The following is a 15,041-nucleotide window of genomic DNA, read 5'->3' as shown; positions in this document are numbered from 1 at the left end:
GTCCGGTAATCGGTACCCCAATTCCTGAAGCCCGGGGTTGCTCTCGTCTTGGGGCCCAGCCCACTCTGTCAAGCCTGTTCTGACCGGATATCAGGGTGTTGAACAGGAATCCCGCACGATGAGATCCCCATGCAGCAGCGTTTCTTTGGCTGTAACAGTTCGCGTCGAAAGCGCATCGAGAAGATGTGACATTGCCAGTTCGCCGATCTGCCCGCGCGGCTGACGGACCGTCGTCAGCGACGGTGAGATATTCCTGGAGAACGGAATGTCATCGAACCCGACAACCGAAAAATCTTGTGGTACCTGGTATCCACGCGCCTGCAGCGAGCCGATCACACCGATGGCACTGCTGTCGTTGAAGCAGAAGAATGCCGTGGGCAGGCTGTCGCGAATGAAAAGGCGTTCGACCGCGGCACGGCCGCCTTCACTGGTGCCGTCGCCCTGGACGTGCCACGCCGAACCGGCATCATGAGCCTCGCCGAAGGCCAGGCAGTATCCGCGATACCGCAATTCGGACACGGCATCGCCATGCGGCCCCGAAACATAGACGATGCGTTTGTGACCAAGCGACATCAGATACTCGGTCGCCACTTTCGAGCCATTGACGTCGTCAACGCCCACATAGGCGATGCTTTCGTGCATCACCGGTCGTGACACCGCCACCATGGGTGGAAGGGCGGCCTTGGGATTTTTCGGCCAGCCGGCGACGGGAACATGCCCCGACATGAGAACAAGACCATCCGCCATGCCTGTGGACAGGAAGCGAAGATACTTCTCCTCCATGGCGACATCACCCTCGGTGTTGCCGATCAGCAGGCCATAGCCCCGGGCATTCGCCACCTTTTCGAGTCCGGTAAGTATGCCGGGAAAATTGGGGTCGGAGATGGACTGGGCGAGAACCATCACCATCTGCGATCTCTGCATGCGCAGGTTCTGCGCCATGGCATTGGCGGTGTATCCCGTGTGCGCGATAGCGGCCGTTACCCTTTTTCGGGTGCTTTCAGCGACTTTCTCCGGGTTCCTTATCGCGCGGCTCACCGTGGCAATCGAAACGCCGGCAAGCTTTGCAACATCCTCGATTGTCGCTGGCTTGATCGGTTGTTCTTCCAATTTTTCCTACGCTTTCCACTAGCCGGCGCCCAAGAAGCAGCATCGAGAATCGCGATTGCGGCTCCGCAACATAGCCAAGGTTTGCATTTATGAAAAGGTTTTCAGAATTCTATGAAAAGGTTTACATGTTGAATGAAAAGGTTTACATAGCGATGGTCGATTGAGGAGTCGGCCAATATCGTGGGGGGAGGCGGAGCATGCAAGAGGCGGCCAGCATCGAGGCATCGGTGCTTTCAGCGGAGAGCGTTAGCAAGTCGTTCGGCACTGTTCCCGTGCTGTTCAGCGTGAGCTTTGACATCCGGGCCGGCGAAGTTCATGCGCTGATCGGCGAAAACGGTGCCGGCAAATCCACCTTGATGAAGATCCTTTCGGGATTCCACGACACCACCTCCGGTGCGATCCGGCTTGACGGTGAGGAAATCCAGCTCCCCGGCAATGGCCAGGCCGAAGCCCTGGGCATCGTTCTCATCCATCAGGAGCTGAATCTCGCCGAGCAGATGACGGTGACTGAAAACATCTTTCTCGGTCGCGAATTATCGCGCAACGGCCTGCTCAATCGCGCCGAAATGGCGCGTCGGGTCGGCGTGATGCTGGCTGAAGTGGGGCTGGATGTCTCGCCGAAGGCCCGGATCTCCGATTTGTCCATCGCCCAGAAACAGATGGTGGAGATCGTCAAGGCAATGAGCCGCAATGCCCGTGTGCTGATCATGGACGAGCCCACCGCCGTCCTGACGGATGCCGAGACCGAGTTGTTCTTCAAGCAGGTGCGCAAGCTGAAGGCGAGCGGAACTGCGATTGTGTTCGTTTCCCACAAGCTGCACGAGGTCATGGAGATCGCCGACCGGATAACCATCCTGCGCGACGGGCAGTGGATCACCACCAAGCAGACGGCCGAGTTCACGCTCGACAGCATGGCGCAGATGATGGTCGGGCGCGAATTGTCGGATTTCTATCCGCCGATGAATGAAGCCGATGTCGATGCGGAAGTGGTTCTGAGTGTTCGCGGCATGACGACGAAAAACCTTCGCAATGTGTCCTTCGATCTGCGCAAGGGCGAGGTCTTGGGTTTCTTCGGTCTCATCGGCTCCGGGCGAACGGAACTCTTCGAAACCATTTGCTGCCTGGGAGAGAAGGCCGCGGGAACCGTCTCTTTATCCGGGGTGGAATCGTCGCATGCTTCCGTTGCGGAAATGCGCGATGCCGGGATTGTCTATCTTACCAAGGACCGGAAGGAGAAGGGCCTGCTGATGGAGCAAGGCATGGGCCCGAATATCACGCTCCTTGCCCTGCCCAGGTTCATCCGCCATTTCATGCTCGACCGGACCGCCGAACAGAAGGCCCTGGAACGCGGCATTCGCCGCTTCGACATCCGCGCTCGAGACCCGAAAGCGCGCGCTCGCGAACTCTCGGGCGGCAACCAGCAGAAGCTGCTGCTTGCCAAGATCATGGAAGCCGAGCCGCGTATTGTTGTCATTGATGAGCCCACCCGCGGCATCGACGTGGGCACCAAACAGCAAATCTACCATTTCATCGCAGCACTCGCCGCAGAGGGGATTTCCGTTGTGGTGATCTCCTCCGAGATGCCGGAGATCATCGGGATCTGTCACCGTGTTCTGGTCATGCGCTCTGGCCGGATCACCGGTGAACTGACCGGCGAGGCAATCAATGAAAACGAAATCGTGCGCTATGCCGCAGGCTTGAAAGAGGAGACCTTCCGTGGCTGATACAATTGCGCCCCAACCCGCGGCACGCAGGGCGACATCGCTGGATATCAAGACGCTGGGTCCGGCAATCGCCCTGATCCTGTTATGTGTGATCGGCTTTCTCCTGAACCCCGCCTTCCTGAGCGAAGGCAACATCACCAACCTTCTCACGCGATCCGCATTCATCGGCATCATCGCCGTCGGGGCAACATTCGTGATTACAGCCGGCGGCATCGATCTGTCGGTCGGGTCGATGGCTGCGGTAATCGCCGGGGTGATGATCATCGTGATGAACAACACGATCGACACCTTTGGCACCGGGATTGCCACAGTGCTGATCGGTTGCTTCTGCAGCATCATCCTCGGGCTCGGGGCGGGGTGGGCCAACGGAATGCTGACCACCAAGGGGAAGATTGAAGCCTTTATCGTCACGCTCGGAACGATGGGGATCTTCCGCTCGCTGGTCACCTATTTCGCGGACGGCGGCACCCTGTCACTTGATTATGGTATCCGCGACACATACCGGCCGGTCTACTATGACAGTTTCATGGGATTGCCGATCCCGGTCTGGGTTTTCATCATGGTCGCCATTGCCGGCTGGGTCCTGCTCAACTGGACCGCGTTCGGCCGCTACTGCACCGCGATCGGATCGAACGAAGCGGTCGCGAGATACTCCGCCATCAAGGTCGACCGGATCAAGACGTGGACCTATGTGCTGCAGGGCCTTTGCGTGTCGCTGGCAACGATCATCTATGTGCCACGCCTTGGATCGGCCTCCTCGTCAACGGGCGTATTGTGGGAACTGGAAGCGATTGCGGCGGTGATCATCGGAGGAACCGTGCTCAAGGGCGGTTACGGCCGCATCGGCGGCACCATTTTGGGCGCTCTCATCCTGACGACGATCGGAAACATCCTCAATTTCACGGATGTGATCTCAAACTATCTCAATGGCACCATGCAGGGTCTGATCATCATTGTCGCCGTCTGGCTTCAGCGTGGCGATTGGGGCCGGAAGGGCCGGACAAAACTCTGATTTGAGAATTCGCACGTCACAGGCCAGCAGGCCGGCGTTGTGGAGAACCGGGTTTCCCGGAACGGGAAATCTCGCCCTAAAATTAAACAATGGAGGAAGAAATGAGAGGAAGAATAGCATTGATGGCCTTGGCACTTGGCGGTGCCCTGGGCCTGGCCGGCGCGGCCGTCGCCCAGGAAAAGATAAAGATCGGCGTGTCCTATCCGACACCAACCCACGCATGGGCAGCGGGCATGAACTGGCACGCCGAAAATGCCGAGAAGAGACTCGAAGCGCTCTATCCCGACATCGATCTCATTCTCGTCAATTCGCCGGACCCGGGTGCCCAGGCAAGTGCGCTGGAGGATCTTGTTTCGGTTCACCAGATCGATGCACTCGTCGTGCTTCCCTTTGAATCCGAGCCGCTGACCGATCCGGTTCTCAACGTCAAGAAATCCGGAGCGCTCATTACCGTTGTTGACCGCGGATTGAGCCAGCCCGGCATCGAAGACATCTACGTGGCAGGCAACAACCCGGAACTGGGTCGCGTGTCGGCGGTTTACATGAAGTCCCGGTTGAAGGAGGGCGACAACATTGTCGTGCTTCGCGGTATCCCGACACTGATCGACAATGAACGTTTTGATGCGTTCATGGCCGAGATCGAAGGTTCCGGCATCAACGTGCTGGATCACAAGCACGCCAACTGGAACCGTGACGACGGCTTCGATGTCATGCAGGACTTCCTGAGCCGGTTCCCGGACATCGACGCCGTCTGGGCGCAGGACGACGACATCGCCATTGGCGTGGTTGCCGCCCTCAAGCAGGCCGGCCGTGATGGCGACGGCATGTTTGTCGTCGGCGGCGCCGGAATGAAGGAGACGATCAAGGGCATCATGGATGGCAACGAACTGGTGCCGGTCGATGTTCTCTATCCGCCGGCAATGATCGCCACCGCGATGGATGTGACGGTTGCCGCCTTCAAGTCCAACGGTCCGGTCGCCGGCCGCTACATCCTGGGTGCGACCCTGATCACCCCGGAGAATGCCGAGCAGTTCTATTTCCCGGACTCGCCGTTCTGATCAGCCACCAAGCAATACGGGCGGGGGAAGTCCTTCACTTCTCCCGCCTCATATCCCGAGGAGGAAAGCTATGAGAACGATCAAGGGGCCGGCGTTGTTCCTGGCGCAGTTTGCCGGCGATGAAGCGCCGTTCAATTCGTGGGAGTCGATCACCAAGTGGGCGGCGGATTGCGGCTACAAGGGGGTCCAGGTGCCGAGCTGGGACGGGCGCCTGATCGATCTTCAGAAAGCCGCCGCGTCGAAAGACTACTGCGACGAATTCAAAGGTATTGCGCGCGACAACGGCATCGAGGTGACCGAGCTGTCGACCCATCTGCAGGGCCAGCTCGTCGCCGTGCATCCGGCCTATGACGAGGCCTTTGACGGCTTTGCGGCGCCTCAAGTGCGCGGCAATCCGAAGGCGCGGCAGCAATGGGCGGTCGAGCAGGTGAAGATGGCGCTCAAGGCCTCAAAACACCTGGGCATCAATGCGATGGCAAGCTTCTCGGGTGCGCTGGCCTGGCCCTATCTCTACCCCTGGCCGCAGCGGCCGGCAGGCCTGGTCGAGACCGCCTTTGACGAACTGGCCAGACGCTGGCGGCCGATCCTCGATCATGCCGAGGACTGCGGCGTCGACATCTGCTACGAGATCCATCCGGGCGAAGACCTGCATGACGGCGTCACCTTCGAGATGTTCCTCGAGCGCGTCGGCAACCATGCGCGCTGCAACATGCTCTACGATCCGTCGCACTACCTGCTGCAGTGCCTCGACTATCTCGACAATATCGACATCTACAAGGACCGGATCCGGATGTTCCACGTCAAGGACGCGGAGTTCAACCCGACCGGACGCCAGGGCGTCTATTCGGGCTACCAGTCCTGGGCCGACCGGGCCGGCCGGTTCCGCTCGCTCGGCGACGGACAGGTCGATTTCGGGGCGATCTTCTCGAAGATGGCGGCCAATGATTTCGATGGCTGGGCCGTGGTCGAATGGGAATGCTGCCTCAAGCATCCCGAAGACGGCGCGCGCGAGGGGGCGCAATTTGTGAGGGACCACATCATCCGGGTCACCGAGCGCGCCTTCGACGACTTTGCCGATGGCGGCACCGACGAGGCCGCCAACCGCCGCATGCTCGGCATTTCGTAAGCGGGAGATCAAACATGGCTATCGAAGGCTCCAGCACAACCGCATCGAGGCGGATCCGTCTCGGCATGGTCGGCGGCGGGCGTGACGCGTTCATCGGCGGCGTCCACCGCATCGCCTCGCGCATCGACGACCGCTACGAGCTGGTCGCGGGGGCATTCTCCTCGACGCCGGAGAAATCGAAGGCCTCGGCCGCCGATCTCGGCGTCGCGGAGGATCGCGCCTATGGCGATTACATCGAGATGGCAAAACGCGAGGCGCGGCTGAAATCAGGCATCGAGGCGGTGGCGATCGTCACGCCCAACCACATGCACTATCCGGTGGCGCGCGAATTCCTGAAACGCGGCATCCACGTGATCTGCGACAAGCCGCTGACCTCGACGCTGGCCGACGCGAAGAAGCTCGCCAAGGCGGCCGAGGCGTCCGGCGCGCTGTTCGTGCTGACCCACAACTACACCGGCTACCCGATGATCCGGCAGGCGCGCGAGATGATCGAAAGCGGCGAACTGGGCCGGATCCGGCTGGTGCAGGTCGAATATGCCCAGGACTGGCTGTCGGAGAACCTTGAGGAGACCGGGCAGAAACAGGCCGGCTGGCGCACCGATCCGGCGCGTTCCGGCCTTGGCGGCTCGACCGGCGACATCGGCACCCATGCCTTCAACCTGGCAAGCTTCGTCTCGGGGCTCGAGCTCGCCGAGCTCTGTGCCGATCTCGACAGTTTCGTCAAGGGCCGCAAGCTCGATGACAATGGCCACGTGCTGATGCGGTTTGCGGGCGGCGCCAAGGGCATGCTGTGGTGCTCCCAGGTGGCGCCGGGCAACGAAAACGCGCTGAAACTCAGGATCTACGGCGAAAAGGGCGGGCTCGAATGGGCGCAGGAAGACCCGAACTATTTGTGGCATTCACCGCTAGGTCAGCCGAAACGATTGCTCACCCGCAACGGCGCGGGCGCAACCGCTGCCGGCCAGCGCGTCAGCCGCATTCCGGGCGGTCACCCCGAAGGCTACCTCGAAGGCTTCGCCACCATCTACAACGAGGCGGCCGAAGCCATCATCGCGCACCGCAACGGCAAGCCTGCCCCCGAAGGCGTCATCTATCCCGGAATCGAAGAGGGCCTGGCAGGCGTCGCATTCGTCACCGCCTGCGTCGAATCTTCCAAACGCGGCGGCGCATGGGTCAAGTTCGGCAGCTATGTGAAGCGGTAGCAACACGCACGCAACAGCGAAGCGGGCGGCGATTCCATTCTTCCCGGGACCGGTCTTTGTCGGGATGTGCCGCGGCAAGCTCTAAACCGGATGCCACCGCAAGGATCATGTAAGACGGGTTTGAAGCCAATTGCCGCCCCGCTCGCTCGGGGCGGGATTCAGTCTGACGGCTTGCATGGCCCGGATGCGTAGGAGCGGATGGCCCGATTGAACTCCTATGTCGAGGCAATTCGAAGGGCTCCCACCGCCAGTCTTGCTCTCTGGCTTTATCCCCGCGGGTTCAAGGTGCCTGTTCCTTCATGAAACCGTCGAAGAAAGCCGCCATCTGGTCATGGGCATCGAGCGGCAGGACATGGGCGACATACTGGTCGGGGCGCACGATCACCAGGCATCCCTCGCTTCTGTCGATGCCGCGCAGATCGAAGATGTCCGGCCCGCGCTTGAGATCGGGGCAGAACATCTTCTCGTAATCGACAAGGTCGAGGTTGCCCTTTTGCGGCTTGAGAAAGGCCGGCAGGGCTTCAAGCGCAAGCTCGTGCGTGCCCTGCTGGAAGATCGCGCGGACGTCGAACACCGCATCGATATCCTGGTCCGGGCGGGTGAAGCGGCGCACCGGCGATGCGGGATCTTCAGACAGGAAACGGCACAGCCGGGCAATCGCCGAGCCTGCCGATGACGGATCCTCACTGGGGCAGAAGGCAAAAAGCCGCCAGCGGGCGTCGGCCTTGACCACGTGACCGAGCTCCAGCGGCTTTGCGTCGGCGAGGCGGACGACGGGGGCGGAATGGAACCGCGTGCCGATCTCGAAGCCCCGGGCAAGCGATTGCCACTGATCGCCGCCGGTCAGCCGCGATTCCCCGTACCTGACCGACATGCCGGCGGTGTAGCGGCCATGCTGGATAAAGTAGCGCTGGAACCGCGGCGCCTCGCCGTTATCGCCGTCGCCGGCTTCTGGTGGCTCGCTCATGATGCGCGACCACTCCCGGTCGAAGTCGATCAGGTCCTGCGCCACCGCCTGCCGCTCGGCGGAATAGCTGTGCAGGATGTCCGCGGGACAGAGACCCCGCAACACCGAGGCCAGTTTCCAGCCGAGATTGAACCCGTCGCCCATCGACACATTCATGCCCTGACCCGCCTTCGGGCTGTGGGTGTGGCAGGCGTCACCGCAGATGAAGACACGCGGCAGGCGGGAGCCAGCTTCGCTTTCGGGAACATCGTCAAACTTGTCGGTCAGGCGCTGGCCGATCTCGTAGACCGACCACCAGACCACTTGCTTCACGTCGATCGAATAGGGCCGGAAGATGCGTTGCGCCGCGGCGACCAGATGGTCGACGGTGAGGTTGCGGCTTGCCACGCGTTCATCGGATTTAAGCTTGTCGAGCTCGATGTAGAGCCGGATCAGATATCCACCCTCGCGGGGGATGATGATGATGTTGCCCTCGCTGGCTGACTGGATCAGCGTCTTGCAGCGGATATCGGGGAAGTCCGTGACGGCGAGCACATCCATGACCCCCCAGGCCTGGTTGGCCGAATCGCCTTCAAGTTTGCGGCCGATCGCCTTGCGCACGGCGCTGCGTGCGCCGTCGCAGCCCACGACGTAGCGCGCCTTGACATCAACCGTCTCGCCTTCACGGCCGGCATTGACCCTTTCGAGCGTCGCCGTCACCGGATAGTCCGTGGCTGCCGGGTCGACGGTCAGTCCGGCCAATTGGAGGGAATAATCGGGCTCGAGCCGGGAGGGGGAATTGCGCATCACTTCGAGATACATGTCGTGCACACGAGCCTGGTTGAGAATCATGTGCGGCATTTCCGACAGACCGTCCTCGACGTCCTGGATGCGGCCATTGCGGACGATCTGTTCCGGCGCCCGGGGATCGGGTTTCCAGAACGTCGTCTCGTTGACCCAGTAGCCCTGCTTGAGGATCTTTTCAGCAAAGCCGAAGGCATTGAACATTTCCATCGAGCGGCAGGAAATCCCGTCAGCCTGCCCTTTGTCCATTGGACCGGACCTGCGCTCGACGATGCGCGTCGTGATCTCCGGGAAGGCGGAAAGCTGGGCGGCAAGCGTCAGTCCTGCGGGTCCGGAGCCGACGATCAGGACATCGACAGGCGCGTCAAAATCCGGATCAGAAACCGGCCGGCCGGCGGCGGCTTCGGACACTTCGGGATCGCCGGGGCGAAATCCGTCGAGATGGTACTGCATGATCGCTCCTCCAAATTAATATGTTGACTTATTATTATCCTGAAATTGCCCGCAAGGCAAATAGTATGTGTAATTATCAATTTGGGGTAAGCTGGTGCCGGGCGCGCCTGTGCCGAAGCTGCGTCCCGATGACTGAGAAGAAACGGAGAGACCATGACACATGTATCGAGAATGCCCGGGCATCTGATCCGGCGGCTGCATCAGATCTCGACCCATGTCTTCATGACCCGCACCCGGGAGGCCGGGTTCGATCTTACGCCGGTGCAGTTTGCCGCCCTCGACGCGATACGCGAGAGCCCCGGGATCGACCAAGCCGGGCTGGCCGATGCGGTGGCCAAGGACCGGGCAACAATCGGCGCCGTGGCCGACCGTCTGGAACAGAAGGGACTGCTCAGCCGAAAGATCAATGCGCAGGACAAGCGCGCGCGTATACTGGCGTTGACGGACGAGGGAGAAGCCCTGGTCGCGGCGCTCAAGCCTTTGGTGGAGGAACTCCAGACCGACATACTTCCTGGCCTCGACGAGACCGAATACCAGCTGTTCGTCGAGCTTGCCGCCAAGGCGGCCAGAACCGCCGGCAGTGTCGGGTAGGGTGTTTCGCCAGCCTACCGGAACATCGCCGAGGGGATCGTCAGCGCGATCTGCGGAAAGACGATGACCGCCAGCAGGCAGACGGCCATTGCGATCCAGAACGGTATCACGCCGCGGAAGATCGTGGCCATCGGCACGTCCTGGGCGACGCTCTTGACCACGAAGACATTCAGCCCGACCGGGGGCGTGATCATGCCCATCTCGATAACGATGACCGCCACCACGCCGAACCAGATCGGATCGAAACCGAGGCCGGTGATGATCGGAAAGAAGATCGGGATCGTGACGACCAGCATGGCGAGGCCGTCCATGAACATGCCGAGCACCAGATAGGCGATGATGATCAGCAACAGAACACCGTAAGGGCCGAGACCCGCCGATGTCATGGCTTCACCCAGCATGGCCGGCACGTGGGTCAGTGCCAGGAACGGGTTGAGCACACTCGCGCCGATGACGATCAGATAGAGCATGGCCGTGGTGCCAACGGTGTCACTGACGGCCTGCTGGAGCATGCGCCAATCGAGCTTGCGCATGCCGATTGCCATCAGGATGACCAGCCCGGCACCGACGCCCGCAGCTTCGACGGGTGTGAAGACACCGAGATAGATGCCACCGATGGAAACGATGATCACCGTGACCAGCGGCAGGGCGCGCATCAGGGCACGCATCCGCTTTGATATCGACACCCATTCCCCGCGTGGACCGGCTTCAGGGTCTTTCAGCGTGACCAGCGCCACGGCTGCCATGAACAGCGCGGTCAGCAAGAGCCCGGGCAATATACCTGCCATGAAGAGCTGGCCGATGCTTTCCTCGGTCAGGATCGCGTAGAGCACGAAACCGGTGGATGGCGGGATGAGAAAGCCGAGAGTGCCGCCCGCGGCAATGGCGCCCGTCGCCAGCGCGTCGGAGTATCTGAAGCGCTTCATTTCGGGCAACGCAACCTTGCCGATGGTCACGGCTGTCGCCACGGACGAGCCGCTGACCGCCGCGAAAGCGGCACATCCGATGATCGATGCCGAGGCCAGTCCGCCGCGCAGAAAACCGACCCAGGCAAAGGCTGCCTCATACAGACGGCTGCTGAATCCGGCGACGGAGGCGATGTTTCCCATCAGGATGAACAGCGGAATCACCGTCAGACTGTAGTTTGAAGCGGCCGAGAAGGTTTCCGTAACGAGCAGCGCGTTGGCCGACCGGGCGCCGCTGATCAGGACGGTTCCGAAATAGCCGGCGGCCAGCATGGCCATTCCCACCGGCATGCGGAACACCATGAGGGCGAACATCATCGCAAGGCCACCGAGCCCGATCACCAAATCACTCACTGCGGGCCACTCCTGACCGGATGATGTCCACGAGCTGGATTGCCAGCACGAGGGCGTAGAGGGCCGCTCCGAGGACCAGCAGTCCGTAGAAGGGCCAAAGCGGGATGCTGAGCATGTTGGTGGCGTCGCCATATTCGGCGGCGTCGGCAAGCTTTCCCCAGGAGCGCCAGCCCAGCAGCGCCAGCAGGTAGATCGAGATGCCGCGCGCCAGGATGTCGCCGGCAAACCGGCCGAAGGCGCCGATCATGCCGTCAAACACATCGACGCGGATATGCAATTCCTTCTGTGCCGCGCTCGGCATCGCCAGCATCACCAGCACGACCGAAGCCATCTCGATGATTTCGTTGTTGCCGAGGATGGGAGCATTGAAGGCATAGCGCATGACGACACCGGCAAACGTCACCACCAGAAGCACGGCCAGCGCCAGCGACGATGCAAGGGTGAGCACGCGGACAGTCCATTCGACGGATGTCGAATGGACCAGGTCGGTTCGCGCGTTTTTCACGACTTGCTCACATGCTCTTCAGGGCGTCGACAAATGCCTTGGCCTTGATGCCCGCGGCCTCGGCCTCGCCGATCACCGTGTCGACAACCGGCGCCGATGCGGCGTTGAACTTCGCCGCCTCGTCGGCGGAAAGCGTGATCACTTCCTTGCCGTCTGCAGACGCGAAGCCGGCAAGCGCCTTGTCGGCGATGCCGAGCCAGGCCTGGTTGCCGTTTACGGAGGCTTCACGGCCGGCTTCCAGCACGACTTTCTGCTGGTCTTCGCTCAGATCGCCGAAGCTGTCGCGGTTCATGATCAGGAAGAAGCTCGAGATCGTGGTTTCCATGCCGGTGGTGATGAACTGCGTCACTTCGGCGAGCTTGAACGCGCCGAGCGTGGTGGCGTCGGTCATGGCGCCGTCGATGACGCCGGTCTGCATCGCGTTGTAGATGTCGGGAGCCGGCATCGATACCGGGGTTGCGCCCCAGCCTTCAACCACGAGGCCGGCATTGCGCGACGGGACCCTGATCTTGAGACCCTTGAGGTCTTCAAGCGTGCGGACCGGCTTTGATGCCGTGAAGATGACATTCGGCGCATTGTTCCAGATGCCCACCAGCGCCACGCGCTTGTACTCATCCGACAGCATGTCGATGTTCTTGAGGATCTGCGCCGTGCCCGTGTCTGCGGAAATCACGCCGGGAAGCTCCGTCAGCAGCGTCTGGGGGAAGTTCGATGCGGTGTAGCCGGGCAGGCCGAAGGCGATGTCGGTGACGCCGTCGACGGCACGATTGTACTGCTCTCTCGGGCCCGGGCCGAGTTCGCCGCCCATGAAGACGCTGACCGTCACTTCGCCATTGGTTTCCTTTGCGATCTTTTCCGCAAACGGCTTGTAGACCTTGTCGACGACGAAGTGGGTGGGCGGCTGAAAATCAGCCAGTTTCAACTCGGCCGCCGAGACGGCTCCGGTGATGATGCCCAGTACAGCGACGGCACCGGTGATGGTTCTGGAAACAGACATTGCATTCCTCCCTGAGAGACATCCAGCCATTGACCCGGCTGCTCGAAATGTCTCCGATTTCTACAAGTCCGCCGGGAGTGAAACCATTTCAAAGACGTGCGGAGGCCATAATTAATGGCTATAGCGAAGGTCTGTAGTTACTGACCAGATCGATCAGCGTGGCTTGCGAAGCCGTTGGTTTCCAGCCGCGGCGGGTGGTTATTCCGATCGCCCGCGCGGTGTCCGGCAATTCAAAATCGATCCGTGCAATTCTGCCGGCTTCTATCTCGGCCTCTGCCTGGAGGGCGGAAACGCAGCCGAGGTGGTCGCTGTTTAACAGCAATTCGCGAATGAGAATGTGCGACGCGGTTTCGACAATCCGATCGGGCACCGTGTGGCCGGTACCGGTGAACATGTCCTCAAAATGCTTGCGCGTCGGTGTGCCCGCGGCGGCCACAGCCCATGGATAGTCGAGCAGGTCGCCGACACCGATGGATGATCGCCCCACAAGCGGATGGGCGGGACCGGCAACGATTGCGAGCGTGTCGTCAAACAGTGGGGTCTGCTCGATGTCGCCAATCGGGGCCGGATCGCGCAAGGCGCCGATCAGGAAATCGACTTCGCCGTTGCGCAAGCCGGAAATCATTTCGTCGTAGGGCCCGTCAAGTATGCGCAGCGGCAGTCTCGGCCATGCCTGCCTGAACCGGGCGATGACCTTTGGCAGGAGATAGGCCCTGGACAGAGGCATGGCGCCGACCACGATGCGGCCGGTTTCACGGCCGAGCGCTTCGGCGATTTCCATGTCCGCCTGCATGAGTTCCGCATCCATCAACCGCGCTGCACTGGCAAGCAATTGCCCGGCCCGCGTAGCGACAATGCCTGTGGACGTTCGCTCGAAAAGCGGCCGCACCGCTTCTTTTTCGAGCTGGCTGACGGCCCGGTGAACGGTTGGCTGGGCGATCCCAAGCCGCCTGGCAGCAAGAGTGAAGTTGCCGGTTTCGCGAACCGCAATCAGCGCTTCGAGCTGCGACGCCGTCGCGGTGACCCGCAAGCGCGGCGCAACCGATGCGAACGCCTCGTCGATGATGGACAAGGCCCGGCCGATGCGTTCCGCGTGGAGCCTGCCCAAGGCGGTCGCGAAGACGCCCTGGGGCGTGCGGTCGAACAGCGCCGCATCGAGTTCCGCCTCGATCTTGTTGATCGCCTGGGTAACCGCCGGCTGGGACAGGCCGCAGTCCCGGGCGGCCTTGCTGATCGACGCGAGCTTCGAGACCGCCAGGAAAATCCGCAGGTGGCGAATATTGTGCTTCATGGCACAGGCTTGTCAGCGAGAATGGCACTCAGGATACGGTCAGCGCGCTCACCGACATCGGCGCTGCCACCGGCCAGCCCGAGTCCGGCTATCTGGGCCTGCCAATCGGTGATCGCGTCGGACATGCGCGACGGCAGACCCTGCTCGGTGACGGTGCGGGCAACTTCCCGCATCTCCGCGGCCCGGCGTTCGCCGTGAACCATCATGCGCTCGAGATTGTAGGCTGACCGTTTTGCCCAGTCGATGCCCGGATCGGACGCCTGCAGGGAGTGTAGCACTTCGGCTTCGACACCGGCCCGCCGCGCCGCAAGCAGGCATTCTGCTGTCAGGGCCTCAAACCCCTTGATCATGACGGAGCGAAACATCTTGATTGATGAGGCCTGTCCCACCGTGCCGCCGGCATATTGCGGCTGCATGTCCAGGGCCTCGAGCAACGGCATCGCCTCAAGCGTTCGGGGGCCGGAGACCAGCAGCGGCGTCCGGTGCCGTTTGGGATGAACCGGCGCCATCACTGCGACATCGATATAGATGCCCCCCGCTGCCTCGATCACCTCTGCTGCCTGCCGTTTGGTTCCCGGTGAGCAGGAATTGCAATCAAACCACAGGGTGCCGGCGGCGATGTGGGCCACGCAGTCTTGCGCCGCCACCAGGGCCTGGTCGGCGGTGACCAGGCTGAAAACCGCCCGCGCACCTGCGAGCGCTTCGGCTTGCGAGCCGCAGATCCTGACGCCCAGCCGGTCTCCCCGCAGCTGCAGGTCTTCCCGCTCTCCCGGCTTGCCGACTTTCAGGTCGTAGCAGGAGATCGCGCCATCATGGGTCTCGCGCCAGCCCGAGACAAAGGCTTCCCCAGCCTCTCCGAATCCGATGATCGCCAGTCCGTTGCCGAGATCCGCCATGCTCATT

13 protein-coding genes are annotated in these 15,041 nt (G+C 61.6%); 6 read left to right on the top strand and 7 right to left on the bottom strand.

Features of this window, described 5'->3' with window-relative positions; genetic code table 11:
• Window positions 1-90: 90 nt before the first annotated feature.
• On the bottom strand, window positions 91-1,110 hold the full coding sequence (locus SPHINGO391_RS15860; RefSeq protein ID WP_152009735.1) for a LacI family DNA-binding transcriptional regulator: 1,020 nt from the start codon (window positions 1,108-1,110) through the stop codon (window positions 91-93).
• Window positions 1,111-1,307: 197 nt separating this feature from the next.
• Here SPHINGO391_RS15860 and SPHINGO391_RS15855 point away from each other — a divergent pair, with 197 nt between their 5' ends.
• From SPHINGO391_RS15855 to SPHINGO391_RS15835, 5 genes are all read left to right on the top strand, one after another.
• Window positions 1,308-2,834, top strand: coding sequence for a sugar ABC transporter ATP-binding protein (locus tag SPHINGO391_RS15855; RefSeq protein ID WP_152009734.1), 1,527 nt, complete (start codon window positions 1,308-1,310; stop codon window positions 2,832-2,834).
• 4 nt (window positions 2,835-2,838) lie between these two features.
• The gene (locus SPHINGO391_RS15850) at window positions 2,839-3,846 is read left to right on the top strand and encodes an ABC transporter permease (protein ID WP_244615436.1); all 1,008 of its coding nucleotides are present in this window, start codon (window positions 2,839-2,841) and stop codon (window positions 3,844-3,846) included.
• A 101-nt stretch (window positions 3,847-3,947) separates the two neighbouring features.
• A complete protein-coding gene (locus tag SPHINGO391_RS15845; RefSeq protein WP_152009732.1) occupies window positions 3,948-4,904 on the top strand; it encodes a substrate-binding domain-containing protein in 957 nt (318 codons plus the stop codon).
• A gap of 70 nt (window positions 4,905-4,974) precedes the next feature.
• Window positions 4,975-6,030, top strand: a complete 1,056-nt coding sequence (locus SPHINGO391_RS15840; protein WP_152009731.1) for a sugar phosphate isomerase/epimerase — start codon at window positions 4,975-4,977, stop codon at window positions 6,028-6,030.
• 14 nt (window positions 6,031-6,044) lie between these two features.
• Entirely contained in the window at window positions 6,045-7,232 is a 1,188-nt protein-coding gene (locus SPHINGO391_RS15835) for a Gfo/Idh/MocA family oxidoreductase (protein ID WP_152009730.1), read from the top strand.
• Window positions 7,233-7,512: 280 nt separating this feature from the next.
• Here SPHINGO391_RS15835 and SPHINGO391_RS15830 read toward each other — a convergent pair whose 3' ends face one another.
• A complete protein-coding gene (locus SPHINGO391_RS15830; protein ID WP_152009729.1) occupies window positions 7,513-9,435 on the bottom strand; it encodes an FAD-binding monooxygenase in 1,923 nt (640 codons plus the stop codon).
• Window positions 9,436-9,588: 153 nt separating this feature from the next.
• Between SPHINGO391_RS15830 and SPHINGO391_RS15825 the strand changes: the two genes are divergently transcribed.
• Window positions 9,589-10,026: a MarR family transcriptional regulator gene (locus SPHINGO391_RS15825; RefSeq protein WP_152009728.1), complete on the top strand. Its 438-nt coding sequence runs from the start codon at window positions 9,589-9,591 to the stop codon at window positions 10,024-10,026.
• Window positions 10,027-10,040: 14 nt separating this feature from the next.
• Here the strand turns inward: SPHINGO391_RS15825 and SPHINGO391_RS15820 are convergent, their stop codons facing one another.
• The 5 genes from SPHINGO391_RS15820 to SPHINGO391_RS15800 all read right to left on the bottom strand — a co-directional run bounded on the left by SPHINGO391_RS15820 (window position 10,041) and on the right by SPHINGO391_RS15800 (window position 15,034).
• On the bottom strand, window positions 10,041-11,345 hold the full coding sequence (locus tag SPHINGO391_RS15820) for a TRAP transporter large permease (RefSeq protein ID WP_152009727.1): 1,305 nt from the start codon (window positions 11,343-11,345) through the stop codon (window positions 10,041-10,043).
• Window positions 11,338-11,850 carry a TRAP transporter small permease gene (locus SPHINGO391_RS15815; RefSeq protein ID WP_210385786.1) on the bottom strand — a complete coding sequence of 171 codons (513 nt, stop codon included), beginning with the start codon at window positions 11,848-11,850 and terminating at the stop codon, window positions 11,338-11,340. The genes SPHINGO391_RS15820 and SPHINGO391_RS15815 overlap by 8 nt, the downstream gene beginning before the upstream one ends.
• Window positions 11,851-11,857: 7 nt before the next feature.
• Window positions 11,858-12,847: a TRAP transporter substrate-binding protein gene (locus SPHINGO391_RS15810; RefSeq protein WP_152009726.1), complete on the bottom strand. Its 990-nt coding sequence runs from the start codon at window positions 12,845-12,847 to the stop codon at window positions 11,858-11,860.
• 118 nt (window positions 12,848-12,965) lie between these two features.
• The gene (locus SPHINGO391_RS15805) at window positions 12,966-14,138 is read right to left on the bottom strand and encodes a LysR family transcriptional regulator (protein ID WP_152009725.1); all 1,173 of its coding nucleotides are present in this window, start codon (window positions 14,136-14,138) and stop codon (window positions 12,966-12,968) included.
• Window positions 14,135-15,034, bottom strand: coding sequence for an NAD(P)-dependent oxidoreductase (locus tag SPHINGO391_RS15800; RefSeq protein ID WP_152009724.1), 900 nt, complete (start codon window positions 15,032-15,034; stop codon window positions 14,135-14,137). The genes SPHINGO391_RS15805 and SPHINGO391_RS15800 overlap by 4 nt, the downstream gene beginning before the upstream one ends.
• Window positions 15,035-15,041: the final 7 nt, after the last annotated feature.

It is taken from the genome of Hoeflea sp. EC-HK425 (assembly GCF_902498795.1).
GTDB lineage: Bacteria > Pseudomonadota > Alphaproteobacteria > Rhizobiales > Rhizobiaceae > Hoeflea > Hoeflea alexandrii.
The sequence above is the reverse complement of the archived record's forward strand: the minus strand, read 5'-3'. Positions and strand labels throughout refer to the sequence as shown.